The organism is Ottowia sp., from assembly GCF_047975795.1.
GTDB lineage: Bacteria > Pseudomonadota > Gammaproteobacteria > Burkholderiales > Burkholderiaceae_C > Ottowia.
In genome coordinates, this window is sequence record NZ_JBKEEE010000080.1 from 23249 (window position 1) to 46948 (window position 23700).

Sequence of the window (23700 nt, forward strand, 5' to 3'; positions counted from 1 at the left end):
GTTTGCCCGTGTACGCCTTTCCCAAAGAACGTGAATACTTCGTCAGCCTGTACCTGCCGGTGCTGGCCGACGCACCGACGCCTTCGGTCGCATCCACGCCCAGCCACATTTCGGTACAAACGATGACCCGGCAAGCATCGCCACCCCAGCAGACAGCGACCCCGCAGCCGCTGACCGAATTCGACCGCAACCTGATCGCCGCCACCCAAGCCGGCTTGCCCCTGACGCCCCAACCCTTTGCCAGCGTGGCCGCATTGCTGGGCGCGGATGAACCACAAGTGCGCCAGCGCCTGGGCGATCTGCTGGTCACCGGTGTGGTGCGCCGCATCGCCGCAGTGCCCAACCATTACCGGCTGGGCTACGTCGCCAACGGCATGAGCGTGTGGGACATCCCTGACGAACTGGTCGACACACTGGGCGAACAGGTGGGCCAATTGTCCGGCGTCAGCCACTGTTACCGCCGCCCGCGCGATCTGCCCTTGTGGCCCTACAACCTGTTCGCCATGTTGCACGGCCACACCCGCACCGACGTGCTGACCCAGGCCGAGCACGTCGCTGCCCTGCTGGGCAGCGCCTGCCGCGCACGCGACGTGCTGTTTTCCAGCACCATCCTGAAAAAAACCGGGCTGCGGCTCAGGCAACCAATAGAAAGCGGAGGAAGCGACTCATAAAGAAAGAGGTGGCTCCAGCAGTGCCCCTATGACGTTGCTTGAAGCAGGCTCTCCCCCAGCATGCACAGCCTGGAAACTGATCTTTCGTTATCACAGTGCTGCACTCCATAGCGCTCAAGACCGCCCGATCTGGTTGAACTGCTCTTCCAGTTGCTGCAACTGCTTGTGCAGCTTCGCATCTTCGCCCGTCCGCGCTTCGACGGCGCGCACCAGGGGCAGAATCAATTGGCGGTAGGTGACCGACAGCGACAGCAGCGCATCGACCATGCTTTGCTCTTGCGCGCGGTTGCTGTGCTTGTGCAGGGTTTGCGTGCTGGCTTGCAGGGCGCGCAAAGCCTCGGCGCTGCCATCCAGGCTGGCGCGCAGGGCTTGCTGGCTCTGGGTTTGCCCGTCTTGCAACTGGCGCGCCAGATCGGCCAGCGCGATCAGGGCGGGTGCCATCTGCGCCTGCCATGCCTGCTGCTGCTCCTTGGTGCCTTCCTGGCCTTGCGCCAGCGCGGTCAGCGGCTGGGCGAGGCGGGTGCTGAATGTTTCCAGAGCCGCATCAGCGCGGTCAAGCCATTGCTGGGTGGTCGTTGCCGGTTGCAGTGCGTCCACGCTGCGCGCAATGTCGAGCAGGCCACGCGTAACGCGCACACTGGGGTCGTCGTCGGCACCGCCCAATTGCCGCTGCCGCTGGTAGTCGCCCTGAATCTGCTGCCAGCGCCTGGCTTCTTCATCCGCAGGCTGGCCGATCAGGTGGGCCAGTTGCAGCAGGTTTTCTTCCGCGCCGGTGGTCAGTGTTTGCGCTTCCCCTCGGTAATGATCACGCAGCAGGGCATCCAGCTCGGCGGGTGTCATCAACGGGGTGACTTGCGGTGCCAGCCGCGCCATATTGCGGTAGCTGCCTTGCAGCTTAAAAGGCGGCGCTTGCCGGTAGCGGTCATCCTGCGCAGCCGACTGGATGTAGGCCAGATTCACCTTTAACAGCACGTCACGCACTTGAAACAGGCGCTGAAGCAGGCTTTTGATCTCGTCCAGCTCGACCGCGCTGTACGGGTGCGCCAATTGCGAGATGTCCACCGGCTCGCCCTGGGCCATGCGCACCAGCAGTTGCACGTCTTTCGGCTCGCGGGCGGCCAGCGGCTGGGTAACCGGGTTGGCGGTCAGGCTGTTTTCTATATAAGACAGCGCAAACACCGCTTCGCGGCCCGACAGCACATCGCCCAGGTTGTAGATGTCGGCCCGGTTGGCCAGCATGTCAGGAATGCGAAACGCCTCACCCGATTCGGTGTAAGGGTTGCCAGCCATGACGATGGCAAAGCGCTTGCCACGCATGTCCCAGGTGCGCGCTTGGGAATTCCACACGCCTTCAATGCGGCGCGTGCCGTCGGCCAGGGCTATGAACTTCTGTAAAAACTCTGGGTGCGTGTGCTGAATGTCGTCGATGTACAGCATCACGTTGCTGCCCATGGCCAGACCGAGGTTGAGCTTTTCCAGCTCCAGCCGGGCGGCGCTGTTGGGTGCGGTGGCCGGGTCGATGCTGGTCACCGCATGGCCGAGTGCCGGGCCGTTGATGCGCACGAACACCAGCCCCAGCCGGTCGGCGATGTATTCCATCAGCGTGGTTTTGCCGTAGCCGGGCGGCGAGATCAGCAGCAGCAGGCCCGAACGATCGGCTCGTGCAGCATCGCCTGCGGCACCAATTTGCTTGGCCAGGTTGGCACCAATCAACGGCAAATACACCTCGTCGATCAGCCGGTTGCGCACGAAGCCCGCCATAGGTTTGGCCTGGAACTGCGCCAAATGCAGGCGTTCGCGCTCAGCGGCAAGCAAATCATGGCGCAGCGCTTGCAGCGCCTGATAGCCGGGCTGTGCATGCGTGCGGTGCTGGCGCAGGCGCTGCTCGAAATCATTGATGTCCAGCGCCAGCATTCCGTGCTGGATGCGCGGGTGCTCGCTGCGCAGGCCACTGACTTCGGTTTGCAGCTCGGCATTGATGCGGTGGCGCGGTGCCTCCACAGCCAATTGCGTGGCGGCGTCGTCGATGCTGACGGCCCAAGCGTCGACGTCCGTGGCGTCATCGTTTTTGGCCTGCGATTGCACGAAGGCCTGCACCCATTGGCGTGCCAGCCGCCAGCGCTCCAGTGGTTCGGCTGCGGCCAGGTCACGTTGCCACGCGGCGCGCTGGCCGCCCTGGTCAAGCGCACGCTCCAGCGCAGCAGCCAGATCCTGCCCACGGCCGCTGACCACCCAGCTCATGGGCGTGCTTGGCAATGCTTCGGGCGTGGCAGATTCGCCCTCCAGCGCCGCCAGCTCGCGCACCAGATAAGCGGCCGATTCTTGACACAGCACAGCGGCCATGTCGTCAACCGCGGCTGAACCAACCGCTGCTGAATCACTCGCTGCTGGCGTTTGCCAATCCTGCGCCAGTACTTGATGCTTGTCGAAAAACTCGCGCAGCAGGCTCGCCACTTCGTGCGCCAGAGCCTCACGCGCCTGCGGTTGCGCCAACCATTCGGCCATGCGCCGCGCTGCGCGCGCGCGGCGGGCCAGCGACTGGCGTGTTTCATCGCGCAAGCCGTTTTGCCACGCCAGCAGCGCCAACGCCCTCGCTTGCGGGCCGTAGACGAGCAAGCCCGCTGCCGACTGCAACGGGGCCAACGCGCGCACGATGGCCAGCGCATCGTCGTCGTGGATGCCACGCTGGTATCCCTCTTGATAACGCGTGGAAGCAAATCGGCGCAGCGGCTCCAGCAGCGCGGGCGGCGCACTGGGCTGATCGGCAGGCCAGGCGGTCAGCTGCGCCAGCAGCGCAGACCAGGACAGATCAGCCGTGCCTTGGTGCACGGCATCCAGCCATTCGGCGGCCAGGTATTCGGCGCGGGCCAGTTGCGGCGTTTCAGACACCAGCGCCTGACTCCAGTAAGCGTGCAGCGCTTGCAGTCGCGCATCCTGCACCGGCAGCAGGTAATCGGTGCCCGTAATTTGCCAGGCCATACCATCATCGTGGGCAACCAGGGTCAAATCGAGCGGCTGGCGGTTGACGGTAAAGCCGTGCGCGCCGATCTGGATATCGCCTGCGCCGCCTGCGGCCAGATCGCGCTGGTCACGCACGGCGCGCACGGCCTGGTCTTGCGCCGTCTTCAGGCGCGTGGCCAGATCGTCAGCAGCCACCACCGCACCCAAGCGGCGCAGCTCGCCAATTTGCTCGCGCAGCTTGCCCAGCATGGGGTCGGCGGCAAAGTAGCCATGCACCTCGGCCAGATCGGTCATGCCGCCCACGCGGCGTGGCACGCCATCCAGAATGCGGCCTGCCGCATCGGCCAGGGCTTTGGCACGGCGCTGGCGGGCATCCAGCAGGCTTTGGCGGCGCGCAGCCAGCGCTTCATAGACCGATTCGCGCTTGTCGGCAATGTCGGTCAGAAAATCTTCCTGCTCGGCAAAACGCGCTTCGATTTCTTCAAGCTGCGCAAGCAGGCGAGTCAGCGCTTCGTCGCATTTTTCGGGCGTATCAGCCAGCTCCAGCGCGTTTTCCACGCCTTGCGCAAACAGTTTGAACTGCGCGCCAAACTCAGCTCTCTGCTCAGCCACGCCCAGTGTGCGGCGGCGCTGGCGCGCATCGGCGCGCAGGCGGTTGATGTCGGCATACAGCAGTGCGATGCGGTCCAAAATGGCGGTGCGTTGCACAGCGTCACCGCCGGGCAGACTGCCCAGCTGCTCGCTCAGCAAATCCAGGCCACGGGCCTGATCGTCCAGCACGGTGAGCAAGTCACCAATTTTCGTGGCGGTGTGGGCGTCTGGCAGGTCGGCCCCTACTTTGGTCAGCGCCGCCTGCTGACTGTCAAACGCCTTGGCATCGCTTAAAAACTGAAGCGCCCTCTCGCCCACGCGCTGCTGCTCTTGCGCCAGTTGCTGCGCCATGCCGTCCACGCGCGCCAGATCGGCGTAGCGCAGCTCACGCAAGGTGTGCAAATCGCCCTGGCGCTGGCGCAGGCGATCAAGTGCGTGCACAAAGTCGGACGGCGCGCGCCACATCTGCGCGGCCAGCTCGCTGAGCAATTCGCGCTGAGCGCTGTCAGCACGGTCGAACGCGCGTGCGGTCTCGGTGCGGATGGTTTCGACTTTTTCAAATTCGGCCAGCGTGGCCTGTGCGCCCTGCTCAATGGCAGCGAGGTCTGCAATGGCGTGCTGGGCTTCCGGCGCGTCCAGCCAGAAGTAGGCATCGCGCGCGCGCTGGCACTGACGGGCCAAGTCGGCGTAGGCCGTGCGCGTGGGGGCCTGCTCGCGCAGTGCGCGGGCAATGCCCATCAGATCGGACACGCCGCGCACCAGATCGGCGTTGCCCACACGCCCAAAAAATCCCGCACCGGGCGGCTGGGCGGCGGCATGCTCGTCGTGCGCAAACGGCGTTTGCCACAGTTGCATGGGGTGCAGACGTGTGGCTTCTCCTGCTGTGGTCTGAAATACCAGCATGCGCCCGTCGGCAAAGCGCGCATAGCCGTCGGCCAGAATGGGCGCGAGCAGCCTTTTGTCGATCAGGTTGTAGGTGAACAGGACGTAGATGCCCGAATCCTGCCCGCCACCACCTGCCGCGCCTGCGGCGGCTGCTGGCAGCGTGCCATAGAAGATATAGGCCACGTCTTCACCGTTGGGCGAGCGGATCATGCGCTTGAAACGCAGTGCATCGGCCAGATCGGCGGGCAAGTCAAATCGCTTGTGTTCGCCCGATTGCAGGTAATACCCGCCGGGGAAAATAATGCCGTGGTCTTCGGGCAGTTGCACGCACGATGCGCCGATGGCGTCGATGCGCAGCACCTCGCGCGTGCGTTCGTTGAACACCAGATGGCGTGTGGCGGCCTCTCGATAGGGTTTGACGCGCAGCAAAATCAGCCGCCCCAGCCGCGCGTAGGCGATATCGGCATCACCCAGCGCCTGGGTGGCATCGTCCACCGGCTCGCTGTAAATGCCCAGGCCAGTCTCGGTGTTGTTTTCCACCTTGACGGTCAGGTCGCCCCCCGTGGTTTCAATAAACACGGTGTCGAGGATGTTGATGTGCGGATGGCGACCACCCACATGCTGTTCGCGCGTGATGGGTGTCCACTCAAAATCGTGGCTGGCGGGCAGCGCGATATCACGCTCACCCCGGTTGTCGATGTAGGTCAGCGCACCGTCGTTTTCAATCCGCCAGCGAAATACACGGATGTCGCTGTGCTGCGCGCCGATCTGAAAGGCCGCCAGCAGCCAGTCGGTGGTGATGCGCAGCGCCTGCAGCGTGGCTTGCTTGTAATAGGTGTACAGTTCGCTGAAATCAGCCTTGAACCGGCCGTCGTCGAGAAAGCTGCCTGCCAAAGGCACAGGGATCAGATCTTCGTTGAAAGTGTCTGCCTCGTCCGATCCGGTGCCAGTGCCTTTGTGCTGGCGCAGCGCATACAGCGCAAACACATCGCTGACGCCTGTTTCGCGGCGCAGGCCCATGAACACGTTAAAGCCCAGCAGCACCTTATCTGTGCCAATGCGCACCATGTCGCGCGCCACGCAGGCGTGTTCGGTGCGTGCGCGGGTACGCAGCAGCAGGTGCTGCTCTTGCTGGCCAAAAGCGTCCAGCCGCGCCGCATTCAACGCCTGCGCCTTGCCTAGCAGCACATCGCCTTGCGTGTGCAAGCGTTTTTTGAGCAGATCGTAGCTGCTGCTGGCGGTCACCGCACCGTCTACGGCGTCGTCCATGGCGGCAGAGTCAGCCTCTGGCGCAGCAGCGGTCGGGTCGAGAGGTTCGGTCATTATTCTGTCCATCAAATCGAACGTTTCGCGTGTCAATCAAACTTGATACGCTATCGAAATAAAAGCAATAACTGCTAAAACCAATTGGCTTACGGCTGCCACGCATCAGCCGTGCTGATCAGCGCCAACACCTCGTCGCGGTGGGTTTGCCCCACCAGCCAGCGGCGAATGCGCAGCACTTCATCAATGCAGTCGTTGCCATGCCGCTGGCGCAAGGCATCGGTCCGAAGGGCTTGCATCCGCTCTTGCTGAATTTTTTTCTGGCCTGCATCTGACAGCAACGTGTCCAGCACACGATCCAGTCCCTGCTCTACCAGCGCTTGCCACTCACCACGGTCAAGCCACACGTATTGGCAGGACACGCAGCGGTCAACGCGAAAGCAGTTGCTGGCGTCTACCCACAAACGTTCCATCCATCGGCTGCACGCAGGGCAGTTTCTGGCATGGGGATGGTCATTGATTTCAGCCACAGTCGATGCAGGCGCACCCACAGACTCGTCCGGTGCAGGCTTGCTTTGCCAGCGCCGCCAGTCTTGCATGTCCAGCAGCACGGTGCCGCAGTCCTGGCATTCGGCGGCGGGCAAGCCCGGCTCCAGCAAGACGGTTTTCAGCACATGAGGCGATCCGCAAGTGCAGCGCAGTGTTGGGAGCATGGAGTGGCCTTTCGTCAAGAATAGTGTCAGGAACGCAGGCTATTCATCAACTGACCCAGCGCCTGCTTTTGCGCATCGCTGCCTTGCGTGGCGATCTTGCTCAGCATGGCAGCGACGCTGAGGTTTTGCAGCTCGCTGGCCGAGCTGCCCGCGGCACTCAGAATCTGTTTGACGTCTTCGACCACGTCGCGCGTGCCATCCAACTGGTCTTTGAAAGCCACTTGCAGCGTATTGCTCTTGGCGATGGCTCCATCCAGCCCTTTGCCGACAGAAAGCGCGCGCACAAAACTGTCGAAGTACGCGCCATCACCGCCCACGATGTCGATCTTGGCGTTGCCCAGCGCCGTGCCCAGCACGTCGGCCTGTTCTTTGGCAATTGCGGTTTGCGCCTCGATGCCTTTGAGCGCCTCGATGTGCGCACGCTCCAGGCGCATGCGGTATTCCTCGTGGTCGCGGGTTTCGGCACTCATGACTTTCATGGCTTCGAACTTTTCTTTCAGGCCACGCGCTTCGGCGTTGAACTTGACGTCGATGTTGTGCGCCTCGGCGTCGCCGGTCTTGGTCAGCGCCTCGGCCTCGGCGGTGCGCACGTTGGCCTCGGCCTGGCCGATTTTTTCTTTGCCATCCGCTTCGGCACCCATCTTGGCACGCAGACCAACGGCTTCGGCCTGCGCCTGCACTTCAATGACCTGCGCCTCGGCACGGCCCACCTTTTCTTTGCCCACGGCTTCGGCTTCCATCTGCGCCAGCCTGGCACCGGCGTCGGCCATTTGCACCTTGGCCTGCGCCAGACCAGGCGCAGCGGTAATGGCCTCAACGCCTTCGGCTTCGCGCTTTTTGGCTTCGGCCTCGCGCTCGGCCACTTTCAGGCGCGCATCGGCCAGCACCAAGTCTTCGGCGGCCTTGTGGCGGGCGCGGCGCTCTTGCGCCTCGGCGGCCTTGACTTCGATGACCAGCTTTTCTTCGGCCGACGCCTGTGCGGTAATCACCGTGGCCTTGCCGGTGCGGTCGGCCTCGGCCACCTCGCGCACTTCCTTGATGGCTTCTTCCTGCTCAGCCACGGTGCGTTCGACCACGATGCGCTCGCGCACCACGTCGGCAATGGCTTTTTTCTGCACTTCAACGGCCTTGTCAGCGTCAATGCGTTGCAAGGTGACCTCTTTCTCGCGCGCCACCACTTCCAGGTCCTTGGCGCGTGTGACGCGCTCTTGCTCGATCACCACAGCACGTTTGCGGTTGTTTTCGGCCACTTCTTTTTCGCGCAGCACGTTTTCGTTTTGCACGGCAATTTGCTGCTCTGCCTGCAGGCGTGCCAGTTCGGAGCGGGTGTGTTCTTCAGACTGAATCTTGGAGGTTTCAGCCTGTTCTCTCGCCTGCACCGTGGCCACTTCCCGCTGCTGGCGGGCGGTGGCGTCGGCTTGCTGGCGCTCCAGCTCCAGCAGGGCCTCGCGCGTTTCCACGTCTTTTTTCTTGATCTGCATCTCTTCGTTGCGGCGCAGCTCGTTGGTGACCACGTGCTCGACAGCCGTGAGTTCAGTGATTTTCTTGATGCCTTGCGCGTCAAGAATGTTGTTGGTGTCCAGCCGCTCCAGCGGCGTTTGCTCCAGGTAGTCGATGGCGGCGTCTTCCAGTACGTAGCCCGACAGGTCGTCACCAATTTGCTCGATGATCTTGTCGCGGAAGCGGTCGCGCGCCTGGTACAGCTCTACAAAGTCCAGCGATTTGCCGACGGTTTTGAGCGCCTCGGAAAACTTGGCCGAAAACAGGTCTTCCAGAATTTCGTGGTTGGAGGCCCGCTCGCAGCCAATGCCTTGCGCAACGCGCAGCACGTCTTCAGCCGTCTGGTTGACGCGCACGAAGAACTTGACCTTGATGTCTGCGCGAATGTTGTCCTGGCAGATCAAGCCCTGGTTGCCAGAACGGTCGATCTCGATCGTCTTGATCGAGATGTCCATCAACTCGGCCTTGTGGATGATGGGGTAGACCATGCGGCCGGTGAACGTGACCTCGGGCGCTGCGCGCAGGGTGTTGACGATCAGCGCGTTGCCTTGTTCAACCTTGTGATAGAACTTTGCAAACAAGGCAAACGCGCCCAGGATGAAGAGCACGAGCACGCCAATGGCGATCAGGATGAGCATCAAGGATTCGGACATGGTTGGCTTTCTTGAAAATGGAAGAAAGAAGGTTGGAAGTTGAAAAACCAGACGCCCGACTCAGGCATCTTCTGGCAGAGGATCGACACGGTAGCGCTGGGTTGCCGGGTCATAGTCGATCACCAAGGCACGATCACCGCGCTTGAGTGGATTGGGGCTGGCCGCCCACACGCGGATGTTGAGGCTGGCACCACGCTGGGCGATTTCAGCGCGGCCCTGGCGCTCGTCCACCACACCGGTGATGATCCGGCACACCTGCCCCACCAGCGCCGCATTGCTTTGCGCCGCATGGGTGACGAAAAGCCCGCGCAATGGCCGTATCAAGCGCGCCGTGATGACGATGGACAAGGCCGCTGCCACCACCAGCAGCGCAGCACCAGCGACCACCCGCAGCAGCTCGGTGGGTACCAGCGGCAGCACCAGCACACTGGCCAGCGCAGTGATCAACCAACCGACCAGCACCAGCAAGCTGACGACAATTGAAAACGGCACGCCCGACAAGCCAAACGCCACAACGTAGCCCGCCAGCGTGCCCAAATCTTCTGGGCTGGCGTCGGCGTGGGTGTCGATGTCGACATCAATCCCGCTGGATTCAAAATCGACCATGCCCAGCACGGCCAGCAGCCAGTACACCAGCAGCACGCCCAGCAGCACGGTGTAAATGGCCGTAGGAAAGCCAATGATGGTGGCCCATACGCTGGTACTTGCGTCAACATTTGCGCCGACGTTTACGCCGACGTTTGCACTGACGTCCATAAGATGGCTCCTCCCTCGAGATGTGGTGCTTTACCTGCTCTTGCGTTTCTTGCCGGTGGCCGCGGCTGGCACGAATGCCATCAGCTCACGGGTGGCCGCTTCTTTGATCGCCAGGCGATCTTCTGAGGCCAAATGGTAGCGCTCACCCAGCAAAGCATAGTCTTCGCTGTTCAGCGTGACGGTCAGGCGCGGGCGCTTGGGACGTTCAACAGGCACAGGCAAACCCAGCACATGGCGAATTTGCGTTGAAGTGGAGACATTGGCTTGAAACGCCGCCACGCGAATGGCTTCCATCACCGTTTCTTCAACGTCGAACGCCACTTGCACGGCGCGCAGCGCGTTGTCCGAGCCTTGCCAGCGCACTGGCTTGGGTGGTGGGGCGGAACTCACCGCGCCGCCCTCACGCTGCCCAGTGATTTCATGGCGCGTCTGACTTTGGAGCCGACAGCACAGGCACAGCGGCAGCGTTTTGCTGCCGCGCACGCAGACGCGCCATCACGTCAGCCGCGCGCACCTTGGGGTTGTCGCCAATGCCTGCATCGGCCAGCTTGCGCTCCAAAGCGCGGTGCCCAAACTCTTGATCCAGCTCGTCAGCAGCGGCCATGCGATCGGCCAGGTCTTCATGGCGTTTTTTGATGCGCTCCAGCGATTCACGTGCTGTCACCAGCTTGGAACCACTCGCCCCCATGCTGTCAGAGATTTTCTGGGTAGCGCGGTACACGCTTTCGGTGGTTTTGGCGATGCCGATTTCGCGCTCGTGCTCGCGGATGCGGGCTTCGGCGGCACTGATCAAATCCTTCAGTCGGCTGACCTGCACCGCATAGTCGGCATGCGCCTGCGTTTGTTCGGCCAGCTCGATTTCCAGCGCGGCCACGCGCTCGGCCACTTCCAGCGCCAGCGGTTCGTTGGTTTTGTCCAGCGCCTGCACAGCCATGTCTTCAAAGCGACGGATATCGCCCTGAATCCGGTCGATTTCTCGCGCGCTCTGTTTTTCCTGGGCCATCACGCCGGTCAGTTCGGTTTTGGCCTCGCTGACGCTGGCCTTGGCATCAACGATTTCTTGTTCATAAATGCGGGTGGCGTTGGCGTCCACCAGGCTTTGGCCCAGCTCGCGCGTGCTGCCGCGCAACAGGGTCACCAGTTTTTTGATCACGGTCATGTCGGTTCTCCTTTCAAGGAAAGCGGGGGTTCGCAAAGAAAATCAGCGCAAAAACTCAGTCAGTGCATCAAGGGCGTCCAGGGCGTTATCACTCAGCACGGCCACTTCATGCGCCACATCTTCAGCGCGTGCGCTGCGTGCCAGTGCCCCGGTCAAAACGAAACGCTCGCCAATGCGGCCAAACGATGACAGCGGCACCGAGGGGTTCAGATCAAGCATGACCTCCAGCAACTCGCCCCGGCGTTCTGGGCGAACATCCTGATCGGTCCAGAGATAGCACAGGCAGATGATCTGGGTATCGGAGCAGGTGATGAAGATGGGCAGCTCGTTCCGCCCATCAATGCTCACCTGAAGCACGGGCACGTCACCCGAGATGGGCTGCAACTGCACGCTAACACCCCCCATCAGTGCGGAGGTCAGTGTGTCGAGCTGACGTAACTGCTGCAACAAGGTCATTGGCATGTCGAGTTCCTCTGTCGTTTTGATTTTTTGACAACCGCTTGAACCACACGGTTTCGTCATATTATGTCATTCGACATGATATGTCAAGCGCCTGACACCAGATTTTCTCTCGCGCTGATGACGGCCCGCTCATGCCACCGCATGCGGTCAACGTGCCCCTAAAGAAAGAGGCATGCGCCTTCACCCATGCAGGCGCGAATTTTTGGGCAGATGCGCCATCAAGAACTCCATCTGATCGGCCAGAATGCGGCGGTTGCGCAGGATGAAGTCCTCCCACAGGCTGGGTACGTAAGGCGTGTACAGCAGCGGCATGCGGGCCTGTTCGGGGGTGCGGTCACTTTTGCGGTGGTTGCAGGCGCGGCAGGCGGTGACCACGTTCATCCAGCCGTCACGGCCTTTTTGTGCGAACGGGATGATGTGCTCGCGCGTCAACTCGGTTTCATGAAAATGGCTGCCGCAATAGGCGCAAATGTTGCGATCGCGTGCGAACAGCTTGGTGTTGGTTAACGAGGGACGCAGCTCAAACGGGCTGATGCGCGGCACACCCTTGGTGCCGATGATGCTGTTAATGGCCACCACCGACTGCACGCCCGTGACGGCGTTGTGACCACCGCGAAACACGGCCACTTGCTGACCCGCTTCCCAGCGCACCTCGTCCGAGGCGTAGTGAATCACCGCCTGCTCCAGCGAAATCCACGATTGCGGCAACCCCTGTGCCGACAGCTTGAGCACTTTCACAAAACGACCCCCTCTTGTCGAAGAACCTATCGTCTCGGGCCTGCGTTGCCAGGGCGGGCCGCCTGAATGCACCTTGCATTCGCTGCACATACTGTGCTTGCTGCGCTGTACATCCAAGTGCGCAACGCACTTGGCAATATACTCTTGTTTAATGACCGTTCAGTGTCCCGATGCTGATCTGGCATGCACAAGCCGCTATCAAAAACGCAATCTGACACACCATTCACACACTATCGACGGCATGAAGATTTTTCGCGGTCTGCACCACCCCGATATCGCCGCAGGTTGTGCGTTGACGATTGGCAACTTCGACGGCGTGCACCGTGGCCACCAGGCCATGCTGGCGCTGCTCAAAAGCGAGGCCGCACACCGCGGCGTGCCCAGTTGCGTGATGACGTTTGAGCCGCACCCGCGCGATTACTTTGCCGCCATCCAGGGCAAGCCCGACCTGGCCCCGGCGCGCATCGCCACCTTCCGCGACAAGCTGGCCGAGCTGGCGCGCTGCGGCGTTGACCAAACCATTGTGCTGCCTTTCAATGCCAAGCTGGCCAGCCAGCCAGCACAAACTTTCATCAACGACGTGCTGGTGGCTGGTTTGGGCGTGCGCTATGTGTTGGTGGGCGACGACTTCCGCTTTGGTGCCAAGCGCGCAGGTGACTACGCCATGCTGGACACGGAAGGCACTGCGCACGGCTTTGATGTGGCGCGCATGCAAAGCTATGAGGTGCACGGGCTGCGCGTGTCCTCGTCTGCCGTGCGCGAAGCGCTGGCCGAAGGCCGCATGCAGGATGCCGCCACCTTGCTGGGCCGCCCCTACAGCATCAGCGGCCACGTGGTGCACGGGCGCAAACTGGGCCGCGCGCTGGCCGAAAGTGCCCCCGGCCGCCACGATGGTTTTCGCACGCTGAACCTGCGCTTTTCGCGCCGCGCCCACGCCTGGAGGCCCGCCGCCAGCGGCATCTTCGTGGTTGAGGTGCATGGTTTGGCCGCACAGCCCCTGCCCGGCGTGGCCAATCTGGGCGTGCGCCCCTCGCTCGATCCCAACGATGCCAACGGCGGCCGGGTTTTGCTGGAAACCCACTGCCTGCAATGGCCTGAGCACCTGGGTGCAGAAGGGGCCTACGGTAAAATCATCCGCGTGGATCTGCTACACAAACTGCACGACGAGTTGCGCTATCACAGCCTGGCGGCGCTGACCGAGGGCATCGCACGCGACTTGGCCGACGCCCGCGCCTGGCTGGCCGCACGCACGGGCCGAATTTGAAGGGGCGGCGGACGCCCCGGCTTCAACCCCTGGCCTGCTCCGCCCCACGCCCCACCATCCAATTACTCCTTGTTTGATAGCGCTTTGCGCTTGCCAAACCTGCGCATAAGCCACATTTGATCCATCCATCTTGAACGGTTTCAAACCCATGAGCACCGACAGCAAAACCGACTACCGCCAAACCCTCAACCTGCCCGACACACCCTTTCCCATGCGCGGCAATCTGCCCCAGCGCGAACCGGGCTGGGTGGCCGAATGGGAAGACAAAGGTGTTTACCACCGCCTGCGGCAGGCCCGCGCCGGGCGCGAAAAATTCATCCTGCACGACGGCCCGCCCTACGCCAACGGCCAGTTGCATGCGGGGCACGCAGTCAACAAAATACTCAAAGACATGATCGTCAAAACGCGCCAGCTCAAGGGCCTGGACGCGCACTACGTGCCCGGCTGGGACTGCCACGGCCTGCCGATCGAAAACCAGATCGAAAAACAGTTTGGCCGGGGCCTCAGCCGCGACGAGATGCAGGCCAAGGGCCGCGCCTACGCCACCGAGCAAATCGCCCAGCAGATGAAAGATTTCAAGCGCCTGGGCGTGCTGGGCGAGTGGGACAACCCCTACAAGACCATGAACTTCGCCAACGAAGCGGGCGAGCTGCGCCTGTTCAAGCGCCTGATGGAACGCGGCTTTGTCTACCGTGGCCTGAAACCCGTGTACTGGTGTTTCGACTGCGGCTCCGCCCTGGCCGAAGCCGAGATCGAATATCAGGACAAAAAAAGCAGCACGGTGGACGTGGCGTTCGAGGCCGCCGATCCCGCCAAGTTGGCGGCCGCCTTCGACCTGCCAAAGCTGGACAAACCAGCCTTCCTCGTCATCTGGACTACCACCGCCTGGACCATCCCGGCCAACCAGGCGCTCAACCTGGGGCCGCACATCGAATATGCCCTGGTCGATACACCCAAGGGCCTGCTGGTGCTGGCCAAGGCGCGGGTCGAGGACTGTCTCAAGCGCTACGAACTCGAAGGCAAGGTCATCGCCACCACGATGGGCGACAAGCTGGGCGGGCTGAACTTCAAGCACCCGCTGTACGAGGTGGACGCCGCCTACCAGCGCCTCGCCCCGGTATACCTGGCCGACTACGCCACCGACACCGACGGCACCGGTGCCGTGCATTCAGCCCCGGCCTACGGCGTGGAAGATTTCAACTCCTGCGTATCGCACGGCCTCAAGCACGAAGACATCCTGAACCCCGTGCAAGGCGGCGGCAGCTACGAGACCGACTTTGCGCTGTTTGGCGGGCAAAACATCTGGAAAGCCCAACCCATCATCATCCAGACGCTGAAGGACGCTGGCCGCCTGCTGGCCACCAGCACCATCACCCACAGCTACCCGCACTGCTGGCGCCACAAGTCGCCGGTGATCTACCGCGCCGCCTCGCAATGGTTCGTGCGCATGGACGAAGGCGTTGGCGTGTTCACCAAGGACAAGGCGTCCGAAACCCTGCGCACCACGGCGCTGAAGGCCATTGAAGACACGGCCTTCTACCCCCCCAGCGGCAAGGCCCGCCTGCGCGACATGATTGCCGGTCGGCCCGACTGGGTCATCAGCCGCCAGCGTGCCTGGGGCGTGCCGATCGCGTTCTTTTTGCACAAAGAAACCGACGAGCTGCACCCGCGCACCATGGAAATCCTTGATCAAGCCGCCGACATCATCGAGCAAGGCGGCATCGAAGCCTGGAGCCGTGTGACGCCCGAAGAAATCCTGGGCGACGAAGACGCACGCCACTACCGCAAGTTCAACGACATCCTGGAGGTGTGGTTCGACTCCGGCTCCACCTTCTCGCACGTGCTCTGCGGCACGCACCCCAATGAACATCATGTCGCGGGGCCGGAAGCGGACATGTACCTCGAAGGCCACGACCAGCACCGCGGCTGGTTCCACTCATCGCTCTTGCTGGCCAGCGCCATCCGTGGCCGCGCGCCCTACCGCAGCCTGCTCACGCACGGCTTTACGGTGGACGCGCAGGGCCGCAAGATGAGCAAGTCGCTGGGCAACGGTATTGATCTGCAAAAGGCGGGCGAAAAATGGGGTGCCGAAATCCTGCGCCTGTGGGTGGCCGCCAGCGACTATTCGGGCGACATTGCGGGTGACGACAAGATCATGGCGCGCGTGATCGACGCCTACCGCCGCATCCGAAACACGCTGCGCTTTCTGCTGGCCAACACCAGCGACTTCAACCCCGTCACCGACGCCGTGGCGCCGGCCGAGTTGCTGGAGATCGACCGCTGGATGCTGGCGCGCGCGGCTCAATTTCAAGCCGAGGTGCTGGCGCATTACGAAGTGTACGAATTTCACCCCGTGGTGGCCAAGCTGCAACTGTTCTGCTCGGAAGACTTGGGCGGCTTTTACCTCGACGTGCTGAAAGACAGGCTCTACACCACGCAAGAAAACAGCCTGGCGCGGCGCAGCGCGCAGACCGCGCTGTGGCAGCTGACCCAGGCCCTGCTGCGCTGGATGGCACCTTTTTTGAGCTTCACCGCTGAAGAGGCGTGGAAAATCGTCGGCAACAGTGACTCCATCTTTCTGGAAGAGTTCTGCAAGTTTGATGCGCCAGCCACCGCCCTGCTGAGCAAATGGGCGCGCATCCGCACCCTGCGCGAGGCGGCCAACAAGGACATCGAGGCGCTGCGCGAAAAGGGCGCGGTAGGCTCATCGTTGCAAGCCAACGTCCAGCTCACCGTGCCCAAGGATGATCATGCGTTGCTGGCCAGCCTGGGCGATGATCTGCGCTTTGTGTTCATCACGTCGGCGATTGACTTGATCGCTGGAGATGCCTTGCAAATCAGCGTCAACGCTTCAGAAGACACCAAGTGCGAGCGCTGCTGGCATTACTGTGCTGATGTGGGGGCAGATACAACACACCCCACACTGTGCGGCCGCTGCGTCAGCAACCTGTACGGCGCTGGCGAACAACGCACCACAGCCTGATGGCACGCCGCAACAACCACAATAGCCGCACCAGCCGCAGTAGTAGTAGCCACCACGCCACCGCAGGCGACGGCATGGCGCTGTGGCTGGCGCTGGCCGCACTGGTGGTGGTGCTCGACCAGCTCACCAAATGGTCGATCCTGGCGCGCTACCAGTTGGGCGACAGCACCACCATCACCCACTTTTTCAACATCGTGCGGGCGCACAACACGGGCGCGGCATTTTCCTTTCTGGCCTCGGCCGGGGGCTGGCAGCGCTGGTTTTTCACCGTGCTGGGGCTGGCCGCATCAGCCTTCATCGTCTGGCTGCTGCACGCTCACGCGGGGCAAAAGCTGTTCGCATTTGCCCTCAGCATGATTTTAGGCGGTGCCATCGGCAACGTCATCGACCGCAGCGTGCACGGCTACGTGGTGGACTTTCTGGACTTCCACTGGTCGTTTTTGTCACCCCTGTTCTACCGCGGGCACTTTCCCGCCTTCAACCTGGCCGACAGCGCCATCACTTTGGGTGCCATCTGCCTGATCGTGGACGAGTTGCGGCGGGTACGGCGCGAGGGCTGAATCTTGTCGTAATCATCAGACTACAGATCAAGCCAGACAAATGTGCATAAATTGTTGGCGTTTGGGGGTATGAGCACTCTCCGTGGTTCTGGCCAATGTGTTCTTAGCGTACGGTTCTGAATACGATGAAAAATCCACCACCTATACCTCATCTCAGGCCGCGACATGCTATTCAATCACCTGCCATTACCCCCCTTCTGGCGTCACCTTCTTTTCATAGGTCTTGCCGCATTCACAGCCGTCAACGCTCAAGCCCAAAGTCCTGCACCGGCCACCGCTGTACCAACCAGCACACTGGAGCGCTTGCAAACCACCAAGACCATCACCTTGGGGGTACGCAATAGCGCAGCCCCATTTGCATCCATCAATGCTCAGGGACAAGCTGCTGGTTTTACCTGGGACTTGTGCAAGGCAGTAGTCAATGCGCTGTCTGAAACGCTCCAGTCCCCCCTAGAGATCAAGGTAGTGCCGGTTTCTCTCGAAGAATCATTCACCATGCTTCGCGACAGCAAAATTGATATGCAATGCGGCAGCACCACCCACACACAGGAACGTGCGCAGCGGGTAAATTTTTCTTACTCATTGTTTATCTCAGGCATCGCCGTGGCCTATCGTACAGAAGATGCGCAGTACGCCAACCCAGACAAATACGGTCGTATTGGTGCGCTGAAAGGCTCTACCGCAGCCAAGATTGCCACCATTCGGGCCAAGCGCGATAACGCGGCCACTGTTGTGCCTCTGGAATCGTATGAGCAAGGTATTGAATGGCTCAAAGCAGGCAAGATTGATACTTTTGCGGCCGACGGACAACTGATACCACAAGATTCAGAAATTTCTGTGCGTCGACAACAGCTTACCGTCGAACCTTACGCCTTGATGCTGCCCAAGGACGATGAGGCTTTTAGCAAAGCAGTCGATTCAGTGCTGGCCGCCATCATGCGCGGCCCGCTCATGGACAAGCTGGCCAAACAGCATAAGCTGCGCGTAAATTTCATGACCCGCGATATTTGGGTACACCCTGACCGCACTCCTGCACCACCACAGTTTTAAGGCAACAGCACGCTCGACCCCACCGTTTGGCGCGCCTCCAGCGCCCGGTGCGCGGCCTGCACTTCTGACAGTGCAAAGCGCTGCTCGACGTGGATTTTCACTTGGCCGCTACTCACCACATTGAACAAATCATCGGCCATCTGCTGGCAACGCTCTCGCTGGGCGATATGGGTGAAGATGGTGGTGCGCGTGACGTACAGGCACTTGGGGGCCAGCACCGTGGGTGCAAACGGTGGCACCACGCCGCTGGCGTTGCCAAAGCTGGCCATCAGGCCAAATTCACGCAGGCACTTCAGCGAGCCTTCCCAAGTGTCTTTGCCCACCGAGTCATACACCACCTTCACGCCACGGCCACCGGTGATCTCAGCCACCTTGTCCACAAAGTTTTCCGCTCTGTAATTAATAGCTGCACTTGCACCATTGGCCAGCGCCAACTGGCATTTTTCGTCTGAACCTGCGGTGGCGATCAACTGGTAGCCCAGCGCCTTGGCCCACTGGCAGGCAATCAAACCCACACCGCCTGCGGCAGCATGCCACAGGATGTGGTCGCCCGCTTGCAGCCCTTCCACCGGCAGCGTCTTGCGCAGTAAATACTGCACTGTCAGTCCTTTGAGCATCATGGCCGCGCCAGTTTCAAAGCTGATGCCCTCCGGCAGCTTGCACACCGCCAGCGCGGGCATCACCCGCACTTGGCTGTAGCTGCCGGGCGGGTTGCTGGTGTAGGCGGCGCGGTCGCCCGCTTTCAGGTGCGCCACACCCTCGCCCACCGCTTCCACCACGCCCGCGCCTTCCATGCCCAGCGTCAGCGGCATGGGCAGTGGGTACAGGCCGGTGCGCTGGTACACGTCGATGTAATTCAGCCCAATGGCGTGGTGGCGAATGCGCACCTCGCCCGGCCCCGGATCGCCCACGGGCACATCGACCAGGTGCATTTCTTCAGCGCCACCGGGGCGGGCGATTTGAACGGCAAGGGGCATGGTTTTTCTCCTGAATTTTGAGGTAGCCAATACGGTCTATCCTGCCATGAATGGCCTGCCCGTGCTGGTGCCCACTACGCACTGCATAATGCCAGCGGCCCCGGCGCGATCCAAGATCTCTCGCCAGCGTTTTACCGCTAGCGGGCCGTGGGGCATCCTCACGGCGATTTTTTCAACGGTGTCATCACAGCGCACGAACCGCGCTGCGCCAACGGCGCAGACAGGTTCGCGCCCGACCGACTGGTTGGCGCGCCGTGGGCCACTTCTTCACACATGCCACACCGTCGAAGCGCATACCCCCGATGGATCGCCACCGCCCTGGCGCATGCCTTGCTGGCCGATGCTGAACACCCGCGCACCTGCACGCCGACGGTGTTACAGGCCCGCATGCGCGCCTGCCTGAATGTGTGCAGCGCACCACCTTTGCGCGCTTTGGCCCGTGCGCTGGCGCGCCAACCCCGGTCATTCTGGCGGCGACACACCGTTCCTACGCTGAGCCAGCACCTCGCCAGCCTGGCGCAGTTTCACAATCTGGTCAGCTCCACATCGCCGCTGCGGGTGCGCCACCTGTTGTTGCGCCCTGCGGCCATGCGCGAGCAAACGCCGGGGCTGCCTGCGCCACTGGCCTTGCCGCATTGGCCGACCCCGCGTGATCTGGCCGGTGGTCTGCGTCTGAGCATGGACGAGCTGCACTGGCTTTGCCACCCCGCGCTGGGCTGGCGCGAACCTGCCCCTGCACGCCCCACCGCCAGGGTGGCACCGCACTACCGCTGCATCTTGCGGCCCAAGCCGCGCGGCGGCTGGCGGCTGCTGGAAGCACCCTTGCCCAAACTGAAGCAAACCCAGCGTCTTTTGCTGGCGCAACTGCTCCATCATGTGCCCGTGCACGAAGCGGCCCACGGTTTCGTGCGCAATCGCGACGTGTCCAGCCACGCCAGCGTGCACGCTGGCCAGGGCTTCGTGGCCGCCTTTGATCTGCAAGACTTTTTTACCAGCATTGGGGCCGCGCGCATCACCGCCGTGTGGCGCAGCCTGGGCTATCCGGAAGGCACCGCGCGTTGCCTGACGGCGCTGACCACCACACGCACCCCGGCACCGGTGCGCGCCCGGCTGTCTGAATCCGGTGCGTTGGACTTTCGCCAGAGCCTGCGCATGGCCAGCCCGCACCTGGCTCAGGGCGCGCCCACTTCGCCCGCTTTGGCCAACCTGTGCACGTTTCAGCTTGATGTGCGCCTGAGCGGGCTGGCCGAACGCTTTGGGGCGCGTTATTCGCGCTATGCCGATGACCTGGTTTTTTCAGGCCCTGCCTGCCTGAATGCCCGCTTTCGCCAGTTGCATGCCTGGGTCGATGCGATCGTGCGCGCCGAAGGCTTTGCATTGCACCCTGGCAAATGCCGCCGCATGCCTGCACATCGCCAGCAGCGGGTGACCGGGCTGGTGGTCAACCAGACACCGCACATCAGCCGAGTTGAATACGACCGCTTTCGCGCAGAACTGCATCAGTTAGGCCATCAACCTGCGGTGGCGTACCACCGGCGTGCCGAGCTGCAAGGCCGCTTGGGCTGGATGCAGCGCTTTGTCTGCGCCACGCGCGCGCGTAAATTGAACGGGTTGTTTGAAAAGATCAGATTCGACATCGCCCCATGCGGCGCGGCAGACGTGGCACCATCGACCGCTTGATGACCCAGCGCCTGACCCCATCGACCGCCGCCCTGCTCGTTGTGCCGCCCCTGCTGTGGGCGGGCAATGCCGTGGTGGGGCGGCTGGTGGTGGGGCTGGTGCCGCCCATCACGCTGAATTTTTTGCGCTGGACGCTGGCCTTTATTCTCTTGCTGCCATTGGCAGCGTGGGTGCTGGCCCCGTCCAGCCTGCTGTGGGCACACTGGCGGCGTTATGCGCTGCTGGGCCTGCTGGGCGTGGGACTTTACAACGCCTTTCAATACATGGCGCTGGGCACATCCACGCCGATCAATGTAACGCTGGTGGCTTCCAGCATGCCGTTGTGGATGCTGGCCATTGGCCGTGTATTTTTTCAAACCCCTATCGCCCGGACACAGTTGGTCGGGGCGGCATTTTCGATGGCGGGTGTGGCGCTGGTGCTGTCGCGCGGCGAATGGACGCAACTGGCCCAGTTGAAGCTGGTGCCGGGTGACGTGTACATGCTGGTGGCCACCATGTGCTGGGCGTTTTATTCGTGGCTGCTGGCCCGCACTGCCGAGCCTGCAGCCGTGCGCGGCGACTGGGCAGCGTTTTTGCTGGCGCAGATGGTGTTCGGACTGGGCTGGTCGGGCCTGTTGACGGCGGGCGAATGGGCACTGACGGACGCTGCGCACATTGAATGGGGCTGGCCGCTGGTGGCCACGCTGCTTTACGTGGCCATCGGCCCCGCCGTGCTGGCTTACCGCGCTTGGGGTCTGGGTGTGCAGCGGGCCGGGCCTGCGGTGGCGGGTTTTTTCAGCAACCTGACGCCAGTGTTTGCGGCCGTGCTGTCCACGCTTTTTCTGGGCGAAGCGCCACACCTTTACCACGCCGCCGCGTTCGCACTGATTGTGGCGGGCATCGTGGTGTCGTCACGCAAATAAAAAGCGGGCCGCCTGCGGGCGACGCAGCATTTATACCGTGGCGTCAGCCAGATCGAGTTGCAGCCTGGGCAACGCCACGGGCGGGCGACGCAGCTTGTGCTCAGGGGCAATCACCAGCGCATCGCCCGACACCACAGCCTCGCCTTGCTGGTTGACCGCCTGGCAATCCAGCACCACACGCCGCTTTTCAGCATGCAGCTCGCGCACCGTCACGCGCACCGTCACGGTATCGCCGAGGCGCACGGGGCGTGAAAAGCGCAAATTCTGCCCCAGGTAAATCGTGCCCAGCCCCGGCAGTTGGGTGCCCAGCACGGCAGAGATGAGCGCACCCGTCCACATGCCATGCGCCACGATGTCGTGAAACCGCGTCTGGGCCGCATAGGTTGAATCCAGATGGGCCGGGTTGGTATCGCCTGAAACTGCGGCAAATGCCTGCACGTCGGTCAGCGTCAGGCGCTGTGCACGCTCCGCCGTCTGGCCAATGAACAGCTCGTCGAAAGGCACGTTTTCGACCATGCCCGAAGCTACCGCATCGAACGCCATAGTGGCGTTGGTGTGAGATTCAAGTGTCATACCCTGCCAGCATACACACGCCAGATTGCACGACGTTGACATCCTGCCATGTGTTGCGCCCACGCCGAGTCAAGACATGCCGTCAATACGTACCAGGATAAGCGCCGCCGTCCAGCAAAACGTTTTGCCCCGTCAGGTACGCGGCCTGCTGGCTGCACAAAAAGGCGCACACCGCGCCAAACTCTTGCGCCGTGCCAAAGCGCTGCGCCGGAATCTGCGCCTGCTGCATGGCGCGAATATCTTGCAGCGGTTTGCCGGTTTTTTGCGCCGCACCCTGCATGGTGGCCGCCAGGCGGTCAGTGTCGAACTTGCCCGGCAGCAGGTTGTTGATGGTCACGCCGCGCGCGGCAATGTCGGGGTTGCGCGCCAGTCCGGCCACAAAACCCGTCAGGCCAGAACGTGCGCCGTTGGACAACCCCAGAATGTCGATGGGTGCCTTCACCGCGCTGGAGGTGATGTTGACAATGCGGCCAAAGCCGCGCTCCAGCATGCCGTCCAGCGTGGCCTTGATCAGTTCGATGGGGGTCAGCATGTTGGTGTCAATGGCCTTCAGCCAAGCCTCGCGGTCCCAATCCCGAAAGCTGCCGGGCGGTGGCCCGGCAGCGTTATTGATGACAATGTCGTAGCCGCTGTGGGCCGCCAGCGCCGCCTCGCGGCCCGCTGCTGTGGTGATGTCGGCCGCCACGGTGAGCAGCTGCACCTTCGAGGCCCGGCCCGCACTGGCGCACAGTGCTGCCGCTGCAGCCTCCAGCGTCTCGACCCCGCGCGCCACCATCACTACGTTGACGCCCTCGCCCGCCAGCGCTTGTGCGCAGCCCAGGCCCAAACCCTTGCTGGCGCCGCACACCAGCGCCCATTTGCCTGCAATGCCTAAGTCCATGTGTTCTCCTGCGGTGGCTGACCAACTTTATGCCTCGACAATGGAGTCTATATGGGGTTGTCTCAGAAAACGGAAAATAAAGCACGCTAAGCCAATTGCCGTGGTCGTAGCGGCCTGAGCCTGCCTGCACCGATCTTGGCGCTGCTGCGCCAGAGGTTGTCCATGGCCGCGCAAGGCGTTTGCGGCCCGCTCCAAGTACATCGGGTTCCACAGCATGATGGCCGCCGTCACCAGGTTGAGGCCGCTGACCCGGTAGCACAACTGCTGCACGAAGTACATGCGCAGCATGCGTTGCAGCCCCACTAGCGGGTGCCCGTTACCTGGCTTCGGGTAGTGCGGCTCGATCCACCGCACGCAGCGCCGGCCACGGCACGATCGGTCCATCAACGCGAGGAACACATCGTGCTTGGTCGTGCGCTGGTATTGTTCGAATCCGCCGCCCTGATCGGCTGCCGCGGCAAGGGTCTGTTGCTTCACTG

The 23700-nt window shown here is 62.4% G+C and carries 18 protein-coding genes and 1 pseudogene; 7 read left to right on the plus strand and 12 right to left on the minus strand.

The annotated features are described in order from the left end of the window. The first annotated feature begins 122 nt into the window (after positions 1–122). Positions 123–671 carry an Lrp/AsnC family transcriptional regulator gene (locus ACK5NW_RS11675; RefSeq protein WP_416928400.1) on the plus strand — a complete coding sequence of 183 codons (549 nt, stop codon included), beginning with the start codon at positions 123–125 and terminating at the stop codon, positions 669–671. 114 nt (positions 672–785) lie between these two features. On the opposite strand, the gene ACK5NW_RS11680 is transcribed toward ACK5NW_RS11675, so the two are convergent. The 8 genes from ACK5NW_RS11680 to ACK5NW_RS11715 all read right to left on the minus strand — a co-directional run bounded on the left by ACK5NW_RS11680 (position 786) and on the right by ACK5NW_RS11715 (position 12352). Then, positions 786–6431 (minus strand): DNA repair ATPase, encoded by a 5646-nt coding sequence (locus ACK5NW_RS11680; protein WP_416928206.1) that lies wholly within the window; start codon positions 6429–6431, stop codon positions 786–788. 89 nt (positions 6432–6520) lie between these two features. Continuing rightward, positions 6521–7045 carry a zf-TFIIB domain-containing protein gene (locus ACK5NW_RS11685; protein ID WP_416928208.1) on the minus strand — a complete coding sequence of 175 codons (525 nt, stop codon included), beginning with the start codon at positions 7043–7045 and terminating at the stop codon, positions 6521–6523. 65 nt (positions 7046–7110) lie between these two features. Further along, a complete protein-coding gene (locus ACK5NW_RS11690) occupies positions 7111–9237 on the minus strand; it encodes a hypothetical protein (protein WP_416928210.1) in 2127 nt (708 codons plus the stop codon). Between the two features lie 60 nt (positions 9238–9297). After that, on the minus strand, positions 9298–9993 hold the full coding sequence (locus ACK5NW_RS11695) for a ubiquinone biosynthesis protein (RefSeq protein WP_416928212.1): 696 nt from the start codon (positions 9991–9993) through the stop codon (positions 9298–9300). Between the two features lie 30 nt (positions 9994–10023). After that, positions 10024–10383: a hypothetical protein gene (locus ACK5NW_RS11700; RefSeq protein ID WP_416928214.1), complete on the minus strand. Its 360-nt coding sequence runs from the start codon at positions 10381–10383 to the stop codon at positions 10024–10026. Positions 10384–10411: 28 nt separating this feature from the next. Further along, positions 10412–11152: a PspA/IM30 family protein gene (locus ACK5NW_RS11705; protein WP_416928216.1), complete on the minus strand. Its 741-nt coding sequence runs from the start codon at positions 11150–11152 to the stop codon at positions 10412–10414. A gap of 42 nt (positions 11153–11194) precedes the next feature. Continuing rightward, positions 11195–11614, minus strand: coding sequence for a YjfI family protein (locus ACK5NW_RS11710; RefSeq protein ID WP_416928218.1), 420 nt, complete (start codon positions 11612–11614; stop codon positions 11195–11197). A gap of 180 nt (positions 11615–11794) precedes the next feature. Beyond that, a complete protein-coding gene (locus ACK5NW_RS11715; protein ID WP_416928220.1) occupies positions 11795–12352 on the minus strand; it encodes an HNH endonuclease in 558 nt (185 codons plus the stop codon). Between the two features lie 241 nt (positions 12353–12593). On the opposite strand from ACK5NW_RS11715, the gene ACK5NW_RS11720 reads away from it, so the two are divergent. The 4 genes from ACK5NW_RS11720 (at position 12594) to ACK5NW_RS11735 (ending at position 18209) form a co-directional block, all read left to right on the plus strand. Then, positions 12594–13616, plus strand: a complete 1023-nt coding sequence (locus ACK5NW_RS11720; protein ID WP_416928222.1) for a bifunctional riboflavin kinase/FAD synthetase — start codon at positions 12594–12596, stop codon at positions 13614–13616. Positions 13617–13764: 148 nt separating this feature from the next. Continuing rightward, positions 13765–16599 (plus strand): isoleucine--tRNA ligase, encoded by a 2835-nt coding sequence (gene ileS / locus ACK5NW_RS11725; protein ID WP_416928224.1) that lies wholly within the window; start codon positions 13765–13767, stop codon positions 16597–16599. After that, complete coding sequence (gene lspA / locus ACK5NW_RS11730) at positions 16599–17159, plus strand: signal peptidase II (protein WP_416928226.1); 561 nt, start codon at positions 16599–16601, stop codon at positions 17157–17159. The genes ileS and lspA overlap by 1 nt, the downstream gene beginning before the upstream one ends. A gap of 165 nt (positions 17160–17324) precedes the next feature. Beyond that, on the plus strand, positions 17325–18209 hold the full coding sequence (locus ACK5NW_RS11735; protein ID WP_416928228.1) for a transporter substrate-binding domain-containing protein: 885 nt from the start codon (positions 17325–17327) through the stop codon (positions 18207–18209). Here ACK5NW_RS11735 and ACK5NW_RS11740 read toward each other — a convergent pair. After that, entirely contained in the window at positions 18206–19186 is a 981-nt protein-coding gene (locus ACK5NW_RS11740) for a quinone oxidoreductase family protein (protein WP_416928230.1), read from the minus strand. The genes ACK5NW_RS11735 and ACK5NW_RS11740 overlap by 4 nt on opposite strands. Positions 19187–19459: 273 nt before the next feature. Here ACK5NW_RS11740 and ACK5NW_RS11745 point away from each other — a divergent pair, with 273 nt between their 5' ends. After that, positions 19460–20866, plus strand: coding sequence for a reverse transcriptase family protein (locus tag ACK5NW_RS11745; protein WP_416928232.1), 1407 nt, complete (start codon positions 19460–19462; stop codon positions 20864–20866). Beyond that, positions 20866–21768, plus strand: a complete 903-nt coding sequence (locus ACK5NW_RS11750) for a DMT family transporter (RefSeq protein ID WP_416928402.1) — start codon at positions 20866–20868, stop codon at positions 21766–21768. The genes ACK5NW_RS11745 and ACK5NW_RS11750 overlap by 1 nt, the downstream gene beginning before the upstream one ends. A gap of 30 nt (positions 21769–21798) precedes the next feature. Here ACK5NW_RS11750 and ACK5NW_RS11755 read toward each other — a convergent pair whose 3' ends face one another. The 3 genes and pseudogenes from ACK5NW_RS11755 to ACK5NW_RS11765 all read right to left on the minus strand — a co-directional run. Then, on the minus strand, positions 21799–22341 hold the full coding sequence (locus ACK5NW_RS11755) for a MaoC/PaaZ C-terminal domain-containing protein (RefSeq protein WP_416928234.1): 543 nt from the start codon (positions 22339–22341) through the stop codon (positions 21799–21801). A gap of 82 nt (positions 22342–22423) precedes the next feature. Continuing rightward, entirely contained in the window at positions 22424–23221 is a 798-nt protein-coding gene (locus ACK5NW_RS11760; RefSeq protein ID WP_416928236.1) for an SDR family oxidoreductase, read from the minus strand. 86 nt (positions 23222–23307) lie between these two features. Beyond that, positions 23308–23488, minus strand: a pseudogene (locus ACK5NW_RS11765) (Tn3 family transposase); the annotation flags it as partial. Positions 23489–23700: the final 212 nt, after the last annotated feature.

What these genes read in the sequence shown, in the direction of transcription:
- ACK5NW_RS11690 (WP_416928210.1), bottom strand. Translation starts at nt 9,237, where the DNA reads ATGTCCGAATCCTTGATGCTCATCCTGATCGCCATTGGCGTGCTCGTG.
- ACK5NW_RS11740 (WP_416928230.1), bottom strand. Translation starts at nt 19,186, where the DNA reads ATGCCCCTTGCCGTTCAAATCGCCCGCCCCGGTGGCGCTGAAGAAATG.
- ACK5NW_RS11755 (WP_416928234.1), bottom strand. Translation starts at nt 22,341, where the DNA reads ATGACACTTGAATCTCACACCAACGCCACTATGGCGTTCGATGCGGTA.
- ACK5NW_RS11675 (WP_416928400.1), top strand. Translation starts at nt 123, where the DNA reads ATGACCCGGCAAGCATCGCCACCCCAGCAGACAGCGACCCCGCAGCCG.
- ACK5NW_RS11710 (WP_416928218.1), bottom strand. Translation starts at nt 11,614, where the DNA reads ATGCCAATGACCTTGTTGCAGCAGTTACGTCAGCTCGACACACTGACC.
- lspA (WP_416928226.1), top strand. Translation starts at nt 16,599, where the DNA reads ATGGCACGCCGCAACAACCACAATAGCCGCACCAGCCGCAGTAGTAGT.
- ACK5NW_RS11735 (WP_416928228.1), top strand. Translation starts at nt 17,325, where the DNA reads ATGCTATTCAATCACCTGCCATTACCCCCCTTCTGGCGTCACCTTCTT.
- ileS (WP_416928224.1), top strand. Translation starts at nt 13,765, where the DNA reads ATGAGCACCGACAGCAAAACCGACTACCGCCAAACCCTCAACCTGCCC.
- ACK5NW_RS11705 (WP_416928216.1), bottom strand. Translation starts at nt 11,152, where the DNA reads ATGACCGTGATCAAAAAACTGGTGACCCTGTTGCGCGGCAGCACGCGC.
- ACK5NW_RS11720 (WP_416928222.1), top strand. Translation starts at nt 12,594, where the DNA reads ATGAAGATTTTTCGCGGTCTGCACCACCCCGATATCGCCGCAGGTTGT.
- ACK5NW_RS11750 (WP_416928402.1), top strand. Translation starts at nt 20,866, where the DNA reads ATGACCCAGCGCCTGACCCCATCGACCGCCGCCCTGCTCGTTGTGCCG.
- ACK5NW_RS11680 (WP_416928206.1), bottom strand. Translation starts at nt 6,431, where the DNA reads ATGACCGAACCTCTCGACCCGACCGCTGCTGCGCCAGAGGCTGACTCT.
- ACK5NW_RS11695 (WP_416928212.1), bottom strand. Translation starts at nt 9,993, where the DNA reads ATGGACGTCAGTGCAAACGTCGGCGTAAACGTCGGCGCAAATGTTGAC.
- ACK5NW_RS11745 (WP_416928232.1), top strand. Translation starts at nt 19,460, where the DNA reads ATGCCACACCGTCGAAGCGCATACCCCCGATGGATCGCCACCGCCCTG.
- ACK5NW_RS11760 (WP_416928236.1), bottom strand. Translation starts at nt 23,221, where the DNA reads ATGGACTTAGGCATTGCAGGCAAATGGGCGCTGGTGTGCGGCGCCAGC.